At 63.3% G+C, this 15,392-nt stretch carries 13 protein-coding genes and 1 pseudogene; 7 read left to right on the forward strand and 7 right to left on the reverse strand.

What is annotated here, in order from left to right:
* Positions 1-111 precede the first annotated feature (111 nt).
* The gene (locus ACFXKA_RS35660; RefSeq protein WP_354847731.1) at positions 112-492 is read right to left on the reverse strand and encodes a hypothetical protein; all 381 of its coding nucleotides are present in this window, start codon (positions 490-492) and stop codon (positions 112-114) included.
* 588 nt (positions 493-1,080) lie between these two features.
* On the opposite strand from ACFXKA_RS35660, the gene ACFXKA_RS35665 reads away from it, so the two are divergent.
* Positions 1,081-1,275 (forward strand): hypothetical protein, encoded by a 195-nt coding sequence (locus ACFXKA_RS35665; protein ID WP_379430694.1) that lies wholly within the window; start codon positions 1,081-1,083, stop codon positions 1,273-1,275.
* Between the two features lie 217 nt (positions 1,276-1,492).
* Here ACFXKA_RS35665 and ACFXKA_RS35670 read toward each other — a convergent pair whose 3' ends face one another.
* Positions 1,493-3,037 (reverse strand): DUF262 domain-containing protein, encoded by a 1,545-nt coding sequence (locus ACFXKA_RS35670; protein WP_379430695.1) that lies wholly within the window; start codon positions 3,035-3,037, stop codon positions 1,493-1,495.
* Between the two features lie 512 nt (positions 3,038-3,549).
* On the opposite strand from ACFXKA_RS35670, the gene ACFXKA_RS35675 reads away from it, so the two are divergent.
* Complete coding sequence (locus tag ACFXKA_RS35675; protein ID WP_379430696.1) at positions 3,550-6,879, forward strand: phosphotransferase; 3,330 nt, start codon at positions 3,550-3,552, stop codon at positions 6,877-6,879.
* Positions 6,880-6,918: 39 nt separating this feature from the next.
* On the opposite strand, the gene ACFXKA_RS35680 is transcribed toward ACFXKA_RS35675, so the two are convergent.
* From ACFXKA_RS35680 to ACFXKA_RS35695, 4 genes are all read right to left on the reverse strand, one after another.
* Positions 6,919-7,119, reverse strand: a complete 201-nt coding sequence (locus ACFXKA_RS35680) for a DUF397 domain-containing protein (RefSeq protein WP_379430697.1) — start codon at positions 7,117-7,119, stop codon at positions 6,919-6,921.
* The gene (locus ACFXKA_RS35685; protein ID WP_379430698.1) at positions 7,116-7,997 is read right to left on the reverse strand and encodes a helix-turn-helix domain-containing protein; all 882 of its coding nucleotides are present in this window, start codon (positions 7,995-7,997) and stop codon (positions 7,116-7,118) included. The genes ACFXKA_RS35680 and ACFXKA_RS35685 overlap by 4 nt, the downstream gene beginning before the upstream one ends.
* A gap of 618 nt (positions 7,998-8,615) precedes the next feature.
* Positions 8,616-9,017, reverse strand: coding sequence for a hypothetical protein (locus tag ACFXKA_RS35690; protein WP_379430699.1), 402 nt, complete (start codon positions 9,015-9,017; stop codon positions 8,616-8,618).
* A 622-nt stretch (positions 9,018-9,639) separates the two neighbouring features.
* Entirely contained in the window at positions 9,640-9,942 is a 303-nt protein-coding gene (locus tag ACFXKA_RS35695) for a DUF4011 domain-containing protein (protein ID WP_379430700.1), read from the reverse strand.
* 334 nt (positions 9,943-10,276) lie between these two features.
* Here ACFXKA_RS35695 and ACFXKA_RS35700 point away from each other — a divergent pair, with 334 nt between their 5' ends.
* From ACFXKA_RS35700 to ACFXKA_RS35710, 3 genes and pseudogenes are all read left to right on the forward strand, one after another.
* Entirely contained in the window at positions 10,277-10,495 is a 219-nt protein-coding gene (locus ACFXKA_RS35700; RefSeq protein ID WP_379430701.1) for a ribbon-helix-helix protein, CopG family, read from the forward strand.
* A pseudogene (locus tag ACFXKA_RS35705) lies at positions 10,486-10,903 on the forward strand (PIN domain nuclease). Before ACFXKA_RS35700 ends, ACFXKA_RS35705 begins: the two are co-directional and overlap by 10 nt.
* Before the next feature lie 324 nt (positions 10,904-11,227).
* Entirely contained in the window at positions 11,228-12,745 is a 1,518-nt protein-coding gene (locus tag ACFXKA_RS35710; RefSeq protein ID WP_379430702.1) for a plasmid pRiA4b ORF-3 family protein, read from the forward strand.
* A gap of 231 nt (positions 12,746-12,976) precedes the next feature.
* Here the strand turns inward: ACFXKA_RS35710 and ACFXKA_RS35715 are convergent, their stop codons facing one another.
* On the reverse strand, positions 12,977-13,384 hold the full coding sequence (locus tag ACFXKA_RS35715) for a VOC family protein (RefSeq protein WP_379430703.1): 408 nt from the start codon (positions 13,382-13,384) through the stop codon (positions 12,977-12,979).
* Between the two features lie 600 nt (positions 13,385-13,984).
* Here ACFXKA_RS35715 and ACFXKA_RS35720 point away from each other — a divergent pair.
* The gene (locus ACFXKA_RS35720) at positions 13,985-14,353 is read left to right on the forward strand and encodes a DUF488 domain-containing protein (RefSeq protein ID WP_379430704.1); all 369 of its coding nucleotides are present in this window, start codon (positions 13,985-13,987) and stop codon (positions 14,351-14,353) included.
* A 300-nt stretch (positions 14,354-14,653) separates the two neighbouring features.
* The coding region (locus tag ACFXKA_RS35725; protein ID WP_379430705.1) for an IS256 family transposase at positions 14,654-15,392 on the forward strand (739 nt) is incomplete at its 3' end.

Raw genomic sequence — 15,392 nt, forward strand, 5'->3', positions numbered from 1 at the left:
CGGGCGGGGGTCGCGGGGAGGAGTGCGCTGTGGACGGCTACCGGCTGAGCTTTCGGGACCGACCGGCTCCGCGCCGCTGGTGACGCACGGCTACGGCCTTATGCTGGCTGATCAGGGCAGCAGAATCTTATGCTCGTGGTTCGCAACAGCTTCCTGGAGCCGGAAGCGCGACAGTGTGTGCGGCCCGCACTCGCAGGAAGCGGGCAACGCGTCATCGACAAAGCCGTCACCGGCAAGCAGGTCCGTAAACCGGGTGCCATGCCCGTGAGCGCTGTGCGCAGCATCGACGAAATCACGCGATCCATGCGCGTGCGGCCCGGTCGCCGACTGATACACCGCGCCGGCCGGCGTATCGAACACCGCCGCCACGCGGTGACCACAACCGCACCGCACCTGCGTCAACGTATGCCCCGCCCGGTCCGTCAGCGAGTCCAGCGTGTGCTGGGCCAGCTGGCGTCGTTCCGGCGCGGTCAGATTCGAGACATTTGTCATCAATCCACGATCACTCCTCTAGGTCTCAGCAGCAAGGCCCAAATGCCCGAGAGAAAGGACGCTCGGCCCGCTTTTCCCATGTGACGTCGCTTGCTCCGAACCACGCCTGCTCGAGCGCCCCTTCGTCGAAGAGATCAGCTGGGCCCCGCCCCCCAGTTCGGCTACGGCAAAGACTCGAAGTAGGCCATCCACGCCGATGTCTTTCGGTCGCGGCTGGTCAGCCCGCCGCCTCCCATTGCTCACCGCCCCCGATGAACTGGGCCTTCATCGCCGAGGATGAGGAGCACACAACGTTCATCAAGGACGGCGCTAGCTACGTTTAACACCTATAAAGTCAGCCAAGCGCAGAGTTGGTCGACTGACTCGAACGAGACCGCGTGAACTGGCCACCACACCCGACCGAAAAGCTGTCGCCGGAGGTAAGGCCAGCGACGATACGAAGTCCCAATTGGCGGCGGTCAAGGCCCTGATCGCGATGGTCGATTCGACCGGCTTGGGCCGCATCAGGCTGGACGATCTGCTCGAAGCACATCGGTTCTGATTGCCATCGACAACTACACGACTCGCGATGCGGGACGACTGCGGGATGTGCAGAACTGGATCGGCGGGAGCGGCTACATGCCAATCAACGCCGCACATGTCCCGCCAACCCCCGAACTGATCGCCGATCTGCTGGTCTTCGTCAACCGAGACGATCTGCCGATCCTGGCGCAAGCCGCCATCGCGCACGCCCAGTTCGAGTCCATCGTTCACCGATGGGAACGGGCATCGGACGGGCATTGATCAGTGCCGCGCTGCGCCGCCGCGGCCTCAGCCGCCGAGTGACCGTACCGCTGGCGTCGGTCATGGTGGCGGACACCGGCCGATACTTCATGCACCTCAACCGATTTCGCAATGGCGACGTCGACACATTCGTCGAGTACCTGGCAGTCGGGGCGATCCACGCCCATCAACAACGGGACGGGGATAACCGGGGCCAGCGCCCGGACGAAACCTGTGCCTATGACAGCGCGACGGCGTCCTCGACGATCCGGCGCGCGACCTCGAAGCGAACCCGCACGCGTTTGGGGTCGGCGGTGGAGGCGCTGATCGCGGCGATGTATTCGTTGTTCTTCGCCATGGCCGCGCGAGCCTCGGCGACGATTCGGGGCCGAGCGCGCTCGAGCTGGTCGGGGTGGTAGGCGGACAGAACGACACCCCAGCTTTCCAGCAGCGCCCGGTTGATCGGTGAGCGCCGATCGTTGCCCGCGGGCCAGCGCCGGAAGGAATAGTCGCCGAAAATGATTCGCGCGTTGATCATGCCGCGTTCGAAGGCGGCGAACCAGGATTCGAGGTGAGCGTCGGAGATCTGGCCGACGTCGTCGATGAGTTCGGTGGTGGCGTCGAGCAGATTCTCCAACGACCCGTAGGAGTCGTACTCCTGCAGATCCGGAAGGGTATAGAAGGCCAGGAAACGCAGGACGGCCTCGCGGTCGTTCATGCGGACGTGATTTCGCAGCACGCCACCGGTCGCCGCGTGGAAGACCTCGGCGGAGGCACACCGTTTGAGCAGGTTCCGGCTGCGCGCGCTGCTCATGCAGTGCCGGATCTCCATGGCGTTCAACGGCTCTCCACCGGTGTTGATGCGCTTGAAGATGTCGTATTTGACGCGGTTGGGCGTGGACGGCTCGATCACGTGCACCACGATCTGGGCGTTGTGAAGGCGGCGGCGCAGTGGCGGATCCAGTTCCGCGAAGGTCTTCTCGCGCTCGCCATCGAGGTATTCGAGTTCGTCGAGAGCGAAACCGCCCTTCACAAACTCATGCACCGTGGACAGCCGCTGCAGGCCGTCCACTACGCGGAACATCCCTCCGCGGTCCTCGGCGAAATAGAAGGCCGGCAAAGGAATCTGCAGCAGCAGGCTCTCGATGAGCCGAGACTTCTGGCGGCCCTTCCACACTCGATTGCGTTGAAAATCGGGGGCCAATTCGAGATCGCCGTCGTCGATCATGTCGAGGACATTGCGCAGGGAGAATGTGCGGGTGGAGATCCGAATCTGTTCGGGATCCCAGGGTGCCGCCGGGCGGCCGTCGAACGGGTGGTCGTCCCGCTCGATCTCGACGCCGGTCGGCTCACCGTAGAAGACCTCCTCCACCACAGCTGGGGCCTGATCACGCAGGGTCACGGTGGTGTCGGCCGGTGATGTCGCGATTGCCGGTGCGCTGGAACGGAAGTAGTGGTCGAAGACGCTGGCGGTGCGGGCGTCCAGCTCGGCCGCAGCGAGCCCGGCGAATGCGGCGACGTCACCCATGGCGGGCAGCCACCGGTTCTCCATCACCGCCCCCAGCCGGTGCGCGAATTGCTGGCGTCGCTCGGCCTCGTCGAGGAACGGCGGCAGGAAGCAGCCGAAGATCAGCCGCAGCGAGGGGCCACCCAGACCGAGGAAATACAACCAGTAGGGAAACTCATCGTCGAGCCGTCCCACGAACTGACGGACCGGTTCCATCTCGAACAGCTCGGTCGGAATGTGCTCGTAGCCTTCGATGACCAGTTCGACTGCACCCATGAACATTCGGGCGCGTTCGGGCGAAACGAAGCACGAGTTGAGAGCCTCGAGGGCAGGCCCCAGGTCTCCCCTTTCGATATCCTCGCGCGGTATCACGACAACCAGCTGATCGGGAGAGAACACCAAGCTTCCTTATGGTTCGAGTGGTCCGCCGAACCACCCTACCGAGGCGGCCGCGCACACGGTTGCGTCCGACGACCGCTGACCGGAAAACACCAGCTCGTGCGCCTTCTCACTGAATCGGTCACTGTATCGGTCACCCGGTCGGCGCCTTCGTCAACAGTGCCGGGCGGTTGGTCTCGACAACTTGACGTGAGAGTCCGTCCGAAACTCCGCCCTTTCGACCTGATCATCGGGGACAATTGCCCCGCAGCCACAGCGAGGGGGAAGGCTCTATGGCGCTGATCGCACGCTATCAACCAGGAGCAATCGGCCGACCGTTCGTGAACCGGGACAGAGTGCTTGCTCGGTTCGACCGGCTACTTGCCGAAGCATCGGACACTCCAAAAGTCTTGCTGCTCACCGGAGTCGGCGGCATCGGAAAATCGCGATTGCTGGCAGAACTGCGCAGACGAGCCTCGGACGCGCACCCCACCGCGACCGTCGACTTCCAAGTGCCAAGCCACCGGCAGTCGATCGATGCACTCGCCGTGCTGCGATCCCAATACGGTTCCCGGAAGATCAAGTTCCACCGATTCGACATCGCTTACACAGTGCTCTGGCAACGGTTGCACCCGCATCTGCGCGTGAGCTTCGAATCGATGACGTTCGCGGAGAACAGCGAGGTGATCACCGAAGTCCTCAACAACGCGACAGGGATCCCGGTCTTCGGCACCGCCGCGCGCCTGCTGGAACTCGGAACACGAAAGGCGAAGCGGTCGTATCGAATCCGCCACGATCAGGTTCTTCAGGAGCTCGATCAGCTGACGCTGAGCCAGTTGGAAGGTGCCGTTTCGTACCTGTTCGCTGCCGATCTGGCTGATTCCGCGTCCGGGCGAGCGCCATATGTCGCGTTCTTCGACGCGTACGAGGCTCTGGTCGGCGGTATCGACCGGATCGGTCGAGCCGCGGTGTCCGATGCCTGGCTTCGAGATGTCGTCGCGCAGCTGGACAAGGGATTGGTCGTGGTCGCCAGCCGGGAGCCGGTCGGTTGGGAGCGGCATGATCGCGAGTGGGGCGACCGGATCGAGACAGTAGCCGTCGATGACCTGTCGATGGCCGACCGCCGGCGCCTGCTCGACGCATCCGGCGTAACCGATCCCCTCGAGCGGGAGGCAATCGCGACCGCGAGCGCCGGCGTTCCCTTCTATCTGCATCTCGCGATCGACGCCCGGGCCTATATCGGGACGTCACCGGATCTGGTCTCACCCGAAGCGATCCTGGAGCGCTTCCTCCAGCACGTTGCACCTGACGAGATTCGGACACTGGAGTTGCTGGGCCTCCCGCGGGTCTTCGACTACGAGATCTTCACCTCCGTAGCAACGGCTTTCGGACTCCCTGCCCACATCTCGGCATGGAAGGCATTGATCACCTATTCGTTCGTCCACACGGCGGAAGAGGATCGCGTCTCCGGCCGGTTCCAGCTACATCAGCTCATGGTGACCGCGTTGCGTCAGCGCCTGGACGGCGACGTGGCCATTACGCTCCATAATGTGCTGCACAGCCTCTGGCGGGACCGAGCGGACTCTGGAGCGGACCGGGTCGCCGCATTGCGCGAAGCCTGCTACCACGGCTTGCGCACCGGAGCACTGACCTCTATCGCACTACTCGACTATGTGGACCGCATCGCGGCAGCCGGTGGCAAACAAGGTATCGACGCGGTCCTGGCCGACGTGAACGACTACCTGACCGAAGACGGTGCCACACGGCCGGATGAACCCGAATTACGCGCGCTGACACAGTATCTGGCGGCCGAGGGCGCAATCCTCCTCGGCGACGCCAAACAAGCCGACGAACTCACCGCCGCGATCACCGCTGACCGCGTCGGCCCCGTTGCCGAACGGCTGGCGCTCGCCGCAGCCAATGCCCGCCGCATCCTCGGCCGCACCGATGACGCGCTCGCCATGTACACCACGTTGTGGTCAAGAGGAGCCGGACAGGTTCGGCTCGGCGCGGGATTGTGGGCCGCCGACCTGCACATGTGCCAGGGACGGTTCGCGCAAGCACTCGAACTGTGCGACCAGCTCAGCGAACTCGCCGGCACCGAAGACCACGAGTTTCTCGGTGACATAGCCCGGCTGCGGCATCTCACGTATCGCATGGCCTTCGACACCGCCACGGCCGCACGCTATCTCGCCGAGGCCGACGCTCATTTCGAAACAGCGGGAAGCATTGTCGGACAGGCGAATATCGCGACAAACAGGGCCGAGCTGCTGGCCCTGACCGACCCCGCCGAAGGCATCGCCGCCGCAGCTGCGGCCATCACGATCCAGCGAGAACTCGGCGCCCTCCACGAACTCGGCAAGGCACTCACTGCCCTCGGCATCGCCCACCTCGCACTCGGCGACCTGGACGCAGCCGACCGCGCCTTCGCCGACGCCTGCGAAACCCTCGACCGCGCAGGCTATCGCTCCGGTCGCGCCAGAGCAGAACTGTTCCGAGCCGGCGTCCACGCCCGCCGCGGCGACCAGACCGCAGCCGTCGGCGCGGCCCGCTGGGCAGTATCCGAACTCGAAGCCGCCAACGTCTACCCGGCCCTCATACTCCTCGCCCGCGCGGTGCTGGCGTTGTTCGGATGGTCCGACCCCGCAGTCTCCCTCGCCGCGGCACGAGCACTCACCCGAATCCAAGCCCCGACGCCGGACCAGGACCTGGATCACGCGGCACAGGAGGTCTTCGCGAAGGTCCTCGGCATCGATCCCGGCGCCTACTACCGCGAAGCCTTGACCCGAACCGACTCCGCAGCAGGGTATTACAACCACAACGTGCGAATCGAGACGCCATCGGGCCCGGTCAATGTCCGGATCCCCGTAGCCGGCGCGGACCTCATGGACCTCCGCCTGTGGCCCGAGGTCCAAGTCCTGCGCGCCATCGAACCTTTCGTCTCCGCCGCACCCCGAGTGCGCTGGGAATCCACGGATCCGGCATACCAAATCCAGGACCACATCGACGGCGAGCTGCTGGACCACATCGCACCCCGTGGGCAGACCGTGCCTCCGTGTGTACCCCGCGATGTCGCTCAACTGTTCGCCGAGCTCCGCACGATTCCCCGTGAGTTGATGCCCGCCCCGCCGCGACCGCTCTCGGATGACCCCTTCACATTCGCCAGCCAGCTCTCGGACGTGACCCGCAGGGTGTTCCGAGAGAACTACGACCGCTTCGGTCCTCTTTACCGCAAGCTCGACGTACCGGAAGACCCTTTCGCCACCATCGAAACCGGCTGGCGCACACTCGAATCCCGTCCGTTCCGACCGGTGCACGCCGACGTGCACCGCAAGAACATGATCATCCGTGATAGGCGAGAGGTCGTGTTTCTCGACTGGGAGCTGGCCTTGTACGGCGACCCGGTATACGACGTGGCCTCGCACCTGCACAAGATGGGCTACCAGCCGGACGAGTACACGACATTCCTACGACTGTGGGCGACCGCCGAGCCGGAGGCGTCAACAGGCAACTGGGAAGCCGACCTGCAGACATACCTGAACCACGAACGGATCAAGTCCGTCATCGTCGATTCAGTCCGATACGCCAAGGTTCTGGCGGAGGGCAACCGATCCTCCGAGCAAGAGGGAGCGCTGGTAGCCAACCTCAACGGCAAGCTCGCTCTTGCACATCAGGTTTGGGGTCAGGATGCGCATTTCGAACCGGAGTTCATCGAGTCGGCGTTGCGTGCTTGCGGATGAATCTGCAGGTACAAAGCCGACTCAATCCCAAGCTGCGACCTAACGCCGATCGAACCGTCCGGCCTTCACGGCGTCGTTGAAGACACCCCACTCCGCTGCCGGGAACATCAGTTCAGGCCCGCCTGGATGCTTCGAGTCACGGACACCTGTCAGATCCGCGAAGTGGGCAACCTCGATACACGCGTCTTGTTGTGCCGAAAGGCTGCTCTTGAACCAGACCGCACCGGATCGGGTACTCATCCGATGTACTCCTTCGCTCTCTGCGCCAGCATGTCTCGTGTGTCCTGTTCATCCAACGCATGCCGTTTGATTTCCACAAGAGCGCTCCGATAACTGTCGATCTCGCTGTCCTTCTCCAGGTAGAGAGCGCCGGTGTAGCCCTCGACGTAGACGACTGGCGGCTCGACCCATTTGGTACGCAGGTCAGGAGATGTCCGCGCTGGGAACTCCAGCAGGACGAACGGTCCAGTCTGCAACCCCAGATGCGAGCCGACCCGTTGCGGTACAACGCGTATCGAGACGTTCGTAGACTTCCCGAGCGCCACAAGATGACTCAACTGACCGGCCATCACCCCTGGACCTCCGACCTGATGGTGCAGCACAGCCTCTGAGAGCAGTGCTGTAGTCACGAAGTCGGCTTCACGCAACCGCCCCTGCCGCTTAACGGTCATCTCCACCCGCTGCTCGACCGCAGCAGTAGGCATCCCCGGAAACACCGTCCAGATCATGGCGCGGCGGTATTCAGGAGTCTGGAGCAATCCCGGCAACAGGGTGACCTGCCACGTGGTGAGCCGTTTGGCAGCCTCCTCAAGTCCGAGGTACAGATCGAAATGCACTGGTACACAATCCCCGTACGAGTGCCACCAGCCGGTGCGCTGCGCTTCCTCGATCAGACCGAGCAGAGTCGCCGTGTCGTCATCCGACGCCCCGTATAGCCGGCACAACGCCTCGATGTAGACCACCTTCAGCTTGACCGACTGCCCACCCTCCATCCGCCACATAGTCTGCGGCGAAACCTCAATAACCTTGCACGCCTGGGTCATGCCCACCCCCGCCTTCTCACGCAGATGGCGCAACTGGCGCCCCAGCATCCTGCGGGGAACGGTCGAACCGGTCATTCCGTTAGCCTCACTATCTGCTCGGCGTCGTTTTGGAATGGCTTCTTCCTGAGATTTGGAAGTTTGAGAAGTGCCCTGGAAACCGGGGCACTGAAATCTTCCAACACGATCACGCCCCGTGTCTACTGAGATTCGTTCGGAAAACAACAAGCCCGATTAGCTCGAATAACGAACTCTTCCAACACGTTCTGCTCCACGAGAGGATGCCGCAATGTCTTGGGACGCATGGGCGCTCCTGTCGATCCTGACTCTCTGCACCGCCGTCATCGTCTGGTCTTGCTGGGGCTTCTGCTCGGACAACCACTCGGGAAACCCCAGCTCCCTGCGACTTCCACTCATCGGAGGCGGACATCTCGATGTCCCCAATCGAAGCGGCCACCCCGCCGGAAGACACCGATCCCGAAAGCCGAAGGTGATCGAACAATGACCCCTGCCGAGGTCGCCGTCTTGGCCGCACTCCACCCCGACAACACACTGACCGCCGCACAGATCCAACAGGCCTCAACCCTGACCGGCTCGCGAACCCGAAACGCCCTCGCCCAACTCGAATCCCGCGGTCTGATCATCCCCAGCATCCCTCGCGGGCGCTGGCGAATCACCGCCCGCGGCCGAGTCGCCCTAAGGACAAAGGGAAAGCGCTTTGCCTAACGCACCGTCGCCCGAAAAGGCGGACGTAGGCCAACCATCCTGTTCCGGACCCGCGCCACGAGGGTGCGCCCCCACGCAGTCGATCGACACCCCTGTTGGCTCGGGTCGCGCTGTCGCCCATGCGATCAGCCTCGCCCCGAGCACCCGCTGATATCGGTACGACTGATCCTCCGGCACCTCGCGAGCAACCATGTAGCGCGCATATTCCTCGACGCTGGTGAACGCCCAGATCCAATCGATTCCCCGAACCCGCGAGGTGTAGACCCTGTCATCGTCGACCAGTGGCACCAGCAACACCGCATCGTCGCAGGCGCGGCGCAGCAAATCCGGCTGCCCGAATCCGGCATAGAATGCAGCGATCTCCGACCGCAACACGGCCAGGCTATCCCCCACCGCAGTCAAAACAACCCCCTGAACAGGCAACTCCCCGCTAATAGCAGCACGCCGAAGACTACCCGACCGTCCGCAACTTGATCGACCGCGCAGATTTCGCACAGTCGATCGACACCGACTGATCGTGTCCGTCCCGACCCGTTCTGGGCGAACGTACCACGATCCGGCAAGGTCGGGTTTTCAGCTGGTGAGCAGGTCGACCGCAGCGCAGCGGATTACACCGAGATCCGGCAGGTCTTGAAACCGCAGAACGAGATTCGCGCAGATGGCAGTCAGTCAGGTTCCGCTCACCCTGTAATCAGAATGTCTGCCAGGTCGTCAGGCGCCGTGCCGTCGGACACGTCCACCCGCTATCGCTTCGCTCGCAAGTCATCGTCACGATCGGCGTCCTCGCCTTCGGAGAACAACACCATCCTGCTGGGCCGAACCGCGTCCACCGGCTAATGATGCGTGCTGAGCTCGACGGCGATCTCGGGTTTGGAGAACTGCGCCAGCACAACCCGTTCGGACACCGACCAGCCACGGTGTGCGACCGCACCGCCAGCCGCGGCGAGCACCGCCGGGAGGTCCAATGAGTCGATGGCACTGACCTCTGGCCAATCTACTTGGAGCTGTTCGAGTTTCGCCCCCAGGGCTGGGTTGCGCCGCGCCTCGTCGTCATCGTTGACGCGCAATCGAAGCTGCCCCGTGCGCGTCGTTCGACGAGTGCCGGAATCAGCACCAGCGGGGCTTCACAGCCGGTCGCCGCCTGTTCTTCCCACCAGTTCAGCATGCTCACGCCGATCTGCAGCGTCCACAGACCGCAGTCGTTGAACAGCTGAGTCGACTTGACGCTGAGATTCTTCAACGCCCGGCGCAGGGGCGGCTGTTCCGCCTGGAACTCACCGACCAGGTCGGAGATCACCAGGGCCGGGCATGCGAGATATCACCGTCGACATCCCTCCCGGTGGATCGCATGGTCGCGCCGGCCACTCTCGGCAGGCAAGAATGGTCAGTCGGTCACCGAATCGGTATTCCGGGACCGCACTGAGCCATTCGTGCACCGGTTCGAGCCTTGCCCATCCCCTCCGGCATGGCGCAGCCGAGTGGTATCGCCGCGTACTCTTGCGGCTGCTGCATGATCAGGTGGCACAACGACGAGGCCACATAGCCGTCGGCCGCGGTTGCTGAATGCCGCCAAACTTCGCCGCACTGCTGCACCCACCTCCTGACATCATCTATATCAGGAGGTGGGTGCGATGACGGATATCTTGATTCGGGATGTCCCAGAGCCAGTGATCGAGGAGATCGATCGACAGGCCAGGGAAATGGGCGTATCTCGAAGCGAGTTCCTCAGGCGGTGGCTCAATCGGGACTTCCGGCCCGCCGTACCGGTCACGACCAGTGACCTCACTCGGCTCAGCGGACTTACGCAAGATCTCAACAATCCTGAAGTGATGGGACACGCATGGTCATAAGCGGTCGACCTTGGTTGATCGACAAGTCCGCGCTGGTGCGGCTCGGGCCAATCCCCCGATGCTCACGGGGGCGGCACGAATCGAGCGTGGCCTGATACGGATCGCCACGGTCACGCTCTTCGAAACCGGATACTCGGCGAGGTCCGCAACCGACCTAGCCGAGATACTCGACCTCCCACCACTCACGCAGATGCCGGTCGAATACATCACGCCGGCGGCGGAAGACCGTGCGATAGAAGTACTTCGGGCGCTCGCAGACCGCGGGCATCATCAATTCCCGATCTCCTGATCGCAGCCACCGCTGAACAGGTAAAACTTGTTGTGCTGCACGCCGACAAGGACTTCGAACTGATCGCTGAGATCACCGGTCAGCCGGTGGAACGACTGCGGTTCGGCCGACCCGCTTGATCAACTTCTGAACCGCCCCGATCCGTCCTAGCGAAACCACTAACGCACAACCCCAAGGTGGTTGTATTCGACCGGGAGGAAGCTATTGGCCGCAATGGGATCTGACAACCCGACACCGTCCGCGTGGGGGCAGAGTAACGAGCCGACGCTCGTCACCAAGGCTGCCCGTCAGCTCGGGCCTTCGGCCTTCGGGGATCTCACGATCCGTCGTTCGATCGATGTGCCGAGTGCCAGGCTTGGCATTGGGTCGGCAAACCCACGGCAGCCTCCGTGAGCCGTCCACGGGCGGGCTGGCGACGCCGGGAGGCGAGTAGCGTGCTCGCTATGCCTCAGCGCGATATGGATCCCGTCATCGAGCAAATGCTGGCGCAGCTGCATCCCGATGACCTGAAAGCGCTGATCGGGCAGTTGATGGAGAGCCCCCGCGAGGCGGAAGAGGTGCCGGTGCCCTCTCGACGCCGACCACGGCGGGAGCAGGCGATGACCTATCGCGTTCGCATTGATCTGGCGGATACCGAACCGCCCGTGTGGCGGCGGCTCGAGCTCTCGTCCGGACTGTTTCTCGACGAACTGCATGCGGCGATTCAGACCGCGTTCGGCTGGACCGACAGTCACTTGCATCAGTTCGGCAGCGGGCCAGCGTATTACGACCGACGCACGGAGTACTACCTGTGCCCGTTCCAAGCCGACGAGGGTGAGCCGGGGATCCCGGAAGAGCAAGTCCGCGTGGATGAGGTGCTGGTCGATGTCGGCGACATCTTGTACTACCTCTACGACTTCGGCGATGACTGGCAGCACGTCATCGAGTTGGAGGCCGTGTCACCGCGCGAGCCCGGCGCAGCTCGCGCAGTGTGCACGGACGGCCGACGGCCAGGTCCGCCGGAGGATTGCGGCGGTGTCGGAGGATACGAATTGATTATTGCGGCAACTGATTCCGCACATCCTGAGCATCGTCGGGCACTGGCCGAGTTCCGGAGTATGTACGGCGAGGACGTCGATCAGAACTACTACTCGCCGGTCCCCTTCGACCTCGACACGATCAACGGGCGCCTCACCGCCATCAACCTGGAGATTCCCGCCGACCGGGAGCCCGGGCCGATCGACAGCACCGATGCCGATCTGCCCGAGCTGATGCGCGACGTCGTCATGCTCCAGCGGACAGCACCGCCGCCGGCTCGAAATCAATTGCGACAGCTGATCGATCGTGTACGGCTCGGCATCCCGGTACATATCGACGAGGAAATCGCTTCCGCCGCGGTACACCCCTATCGCTGCCTCATCGAGCATCTCGGAACCAGCGGCATCGCCCTGACCGGAGCCGGATACCTTCCACCGGCCGTCGTGTCGTCCATCTTCCTTGAGCTGAGCATGGACGAGGACTGGATCGGGAAGGGCAATCGCGAAGACCTGACGCCACCCGTGGCACAGCTGCGAGCGTCGGCGCAGCAGATGGGCCTGGTGCGCAAATACCGCGGCAAGCTGTCGGCCACAACGAAGGGCCGTGCACTCCGCGATGACCCGATTGCGTTGTGGTGGCACCTGGCAACCAAGACCGGTGAACAGATCGGCAAGTACGGGGACGAGCCGGCCCTGCTGTATCTCATCGCAATCGCTGCCGGTGTGACCGATGGTGTCGACCGCATGGTCGCCGACCTCCTGACCGCCACCGGCTGGCGGCTCGCCGACGGCACCCCGCTCGAAAGGGTGGCCATCACGTCCGCGGTCGGGCACCTGAGCGACGTGTTCGAGCGGATGAATCTCTTACGGTGGGACCGCACCACATTCGGACGCCAGTTCAGTTCACACGCAGCCGAGTTCGCGCGGTCGATACTGTTGCGGTAGATGTCCGACGAATGGTCACCCCACTCGTTGTGCGAGATGAATGAGACGGCAACTACGCGGACACCTGCCCTGGGCTTAATGTTCCCAAGCCTTCCCGGGGCACCTGGCCTCCGACCCGCCGAACGTGGTCAACACCGTGCCCGAAGCCACCCTGCACGTCGCCGCCTACCGCGACTACCCCGATGACCTACGCCGCAGCCTCGGATAGCACCGACCAACGAGATCAACCATTCATCGGAACCGATGGTCGATAACCTCGCGTGGAAGCTGTTCGGGGCTCGGGTAGGTGATCAGCACTCGGGAACCGTCGGGGTCGACGCCGTCGACGAAACTGATCCCGTTCGCAGTGTTGGTGTACGTGGCGGGATAGCATGCGCGCAGGCGGTGCTCGATTCGGTCCAGTTCTGCTTTACTGTCGGCGGACCAGATGATCTGTGTGATGCCCAGGTCACCGATTCCGCGCCTCACAGATGTTCCGCTCACCCGTAGGTACAGCTGGAAACCCTCGGGGGTTAAAAGCAGCGCGGCGTCGGACTCGTGAATCGCGACACTGCATTCGAAGACGTCGCAGTAGAAGCGCACCGAACAATCCAGATCAGACACGTCCATCAAACACGACGCGGCCCGGACGGTACCCATCTGCTCCCCTTTCGCAAACCCCGCCCGATCCCCAGGTTACCGGCGGCCGCCGCACCATAAAATCGACGACATCGAGTGCCGACGCCACCATGCTCGACACGACAGCAATGCTTGCGCTCGATCAGTCGTCGAGTTGTCGTGCGAATTGATGTGAGTTTCTGTCGGAGCAGGAGCGGGCCCCCGGTACACGCGTCGCAGCGAGCGCGCCAGCCCAGACAGTTTGCGGGGGCCGTGGCCCGGAGTGTCACCGCACAAATGCTCCGGTGCGAAGCTTGTATCGACGAAGCCCTGATACCTCACCGAGGTGGGCGCAATATCGAACACGTCAGGTTGATGACCGCCTGCACCATGATGGGTGCGCCCAACGCAAATCGCAAAGTTCGGCCGGTCGGGCGCGTACCGTTCGATATGTGGCAAGGGCCAGGCAGCCGTCAGCATCCATGCGTGAGCGGGTCGCCGTCGGAGTCGACCTGGACGACCTCGGCCGCGCCCTCGAAGCCGAAGAAATCATCAGCTTCCACACCTCCTCCACCGACGTGTTCACCGCACGAAAAACACCAAACCCGCCAAAACGAGCAGCAATAAAACCGGGGATCGATGATGACGACTCGACGCACCGTGCAAATCCGCAGAATCTATGACGACCCGACCCCGCATGACGGCACCCGCGTCCTCGTGGACCGGCTCTGGCCCCGCGGTGTCTGCAAAACCAGAGCCCACCTCGACGAATGGTGCAAAGAGATCGCTCCGTCCACCGAACTGCGCAGATGGTACGGCCACGACCCGGAACTTTTCGATGAATTCGCCCGCCGTTACCGCGACGAACTCACCGAACCCGAGCGCGCTGATGCGCTCGCCCACCTGCGCGAACTGGCAGATCAGAACAAACTCACGCTGCTCACCGGCACCAAGAACACCGACATCAGCGAAGCCGCCGTACTCGCCGATGCCGTCGCACGACTGGGCTGATCCCCAGAGGGTGACAGGCTACGACGCGACACAGGTTCACCGCGGAAACGCAGCCGCGCCATACGCATTGACGGCGTCTACAGGTAGAGGCTATGTCGCACGGGGCGCGGCACTGGAAATCTCACCTCGTCGATGCGACGCGGGTCGCCGGGTTGCGCTGGTGTCCATCCCGATGGACCGCTCCACGAAATGGCCCGACTTCCTTGTCCGCGAACATCTGTCGGGACTGTAGGGATAACGGCGGATCCTGATCTCGGTCCGATCGGCTGAACCTGATGGTTCGGCAGGAAGGACCGACTGATGTCGGAGACACTGGCCGCCGTGGCGAAAGACGCGGTGGACACCAAGAAACTGGCCGAGCAACTGCTCGCGCAGGCCAAGGAGCAGGGCATCGATCTGGTCGGGCCGGGCGGACTGCTCAACCAGCTGACCAAGACGGTGCTCGAAACCGCCCTGGAAGCGGAGATGACCGAGCATGTCGGCTATGAGAAGCACGACCCGGCCGGGCGTGGAACGGGGAACTCCCGCAACGGAACCCGATCGAAAACGGTGATCACCGAGATCGGTCCGGTCGGCATCGAGGTGCCGCGGGATACGAATTCCTCGTTCGATCCCAAGATCGTGAAGAAGCGGCAGCGGCGCCTGTCGGGAGTGGACGAGATCGTGTTGTCGCTGACCGCGAAAGGGCTGACGACCGGGGAGGTCTCGGCGCATTTCGCCGAGATCTACGGGGCTTCGGTGTCGAAGGACATGGTCTCGACGATCACCGAGAAGGTGGTCGCGGAAATGGTTGATTGGTGCAACCGGCCCCTGGATCGGGTCTATCCGGTCCTGTTCATCGATGCCATTCACGTGAAGATCCGGGATGGTCAGGTGGCCAATCGGCCGATCTATGTGGTCATCGGCGTCACCACCGCCGGTGAACGCGACATCCTCGGATTGTGGGCCGGCGACGGCGGTGAAGGTGCCAAGTTCTGGCTTCAAGTGCTGACCGAGCTGAAGAACCGCGGCGTCGCCGATGTCTGCATCGCGGTCTGCG

The sequence above is a fragment of the Nocardia sp. NPDC059228 genome, from assembly GCF_042754245.1.
In the GTDB taxonomy this organism is placed as follows: Bacteria; Actinomycetota; Actinomycetes; order Mycobacteriales; family Mycobacteriaceae; genus Nocardia.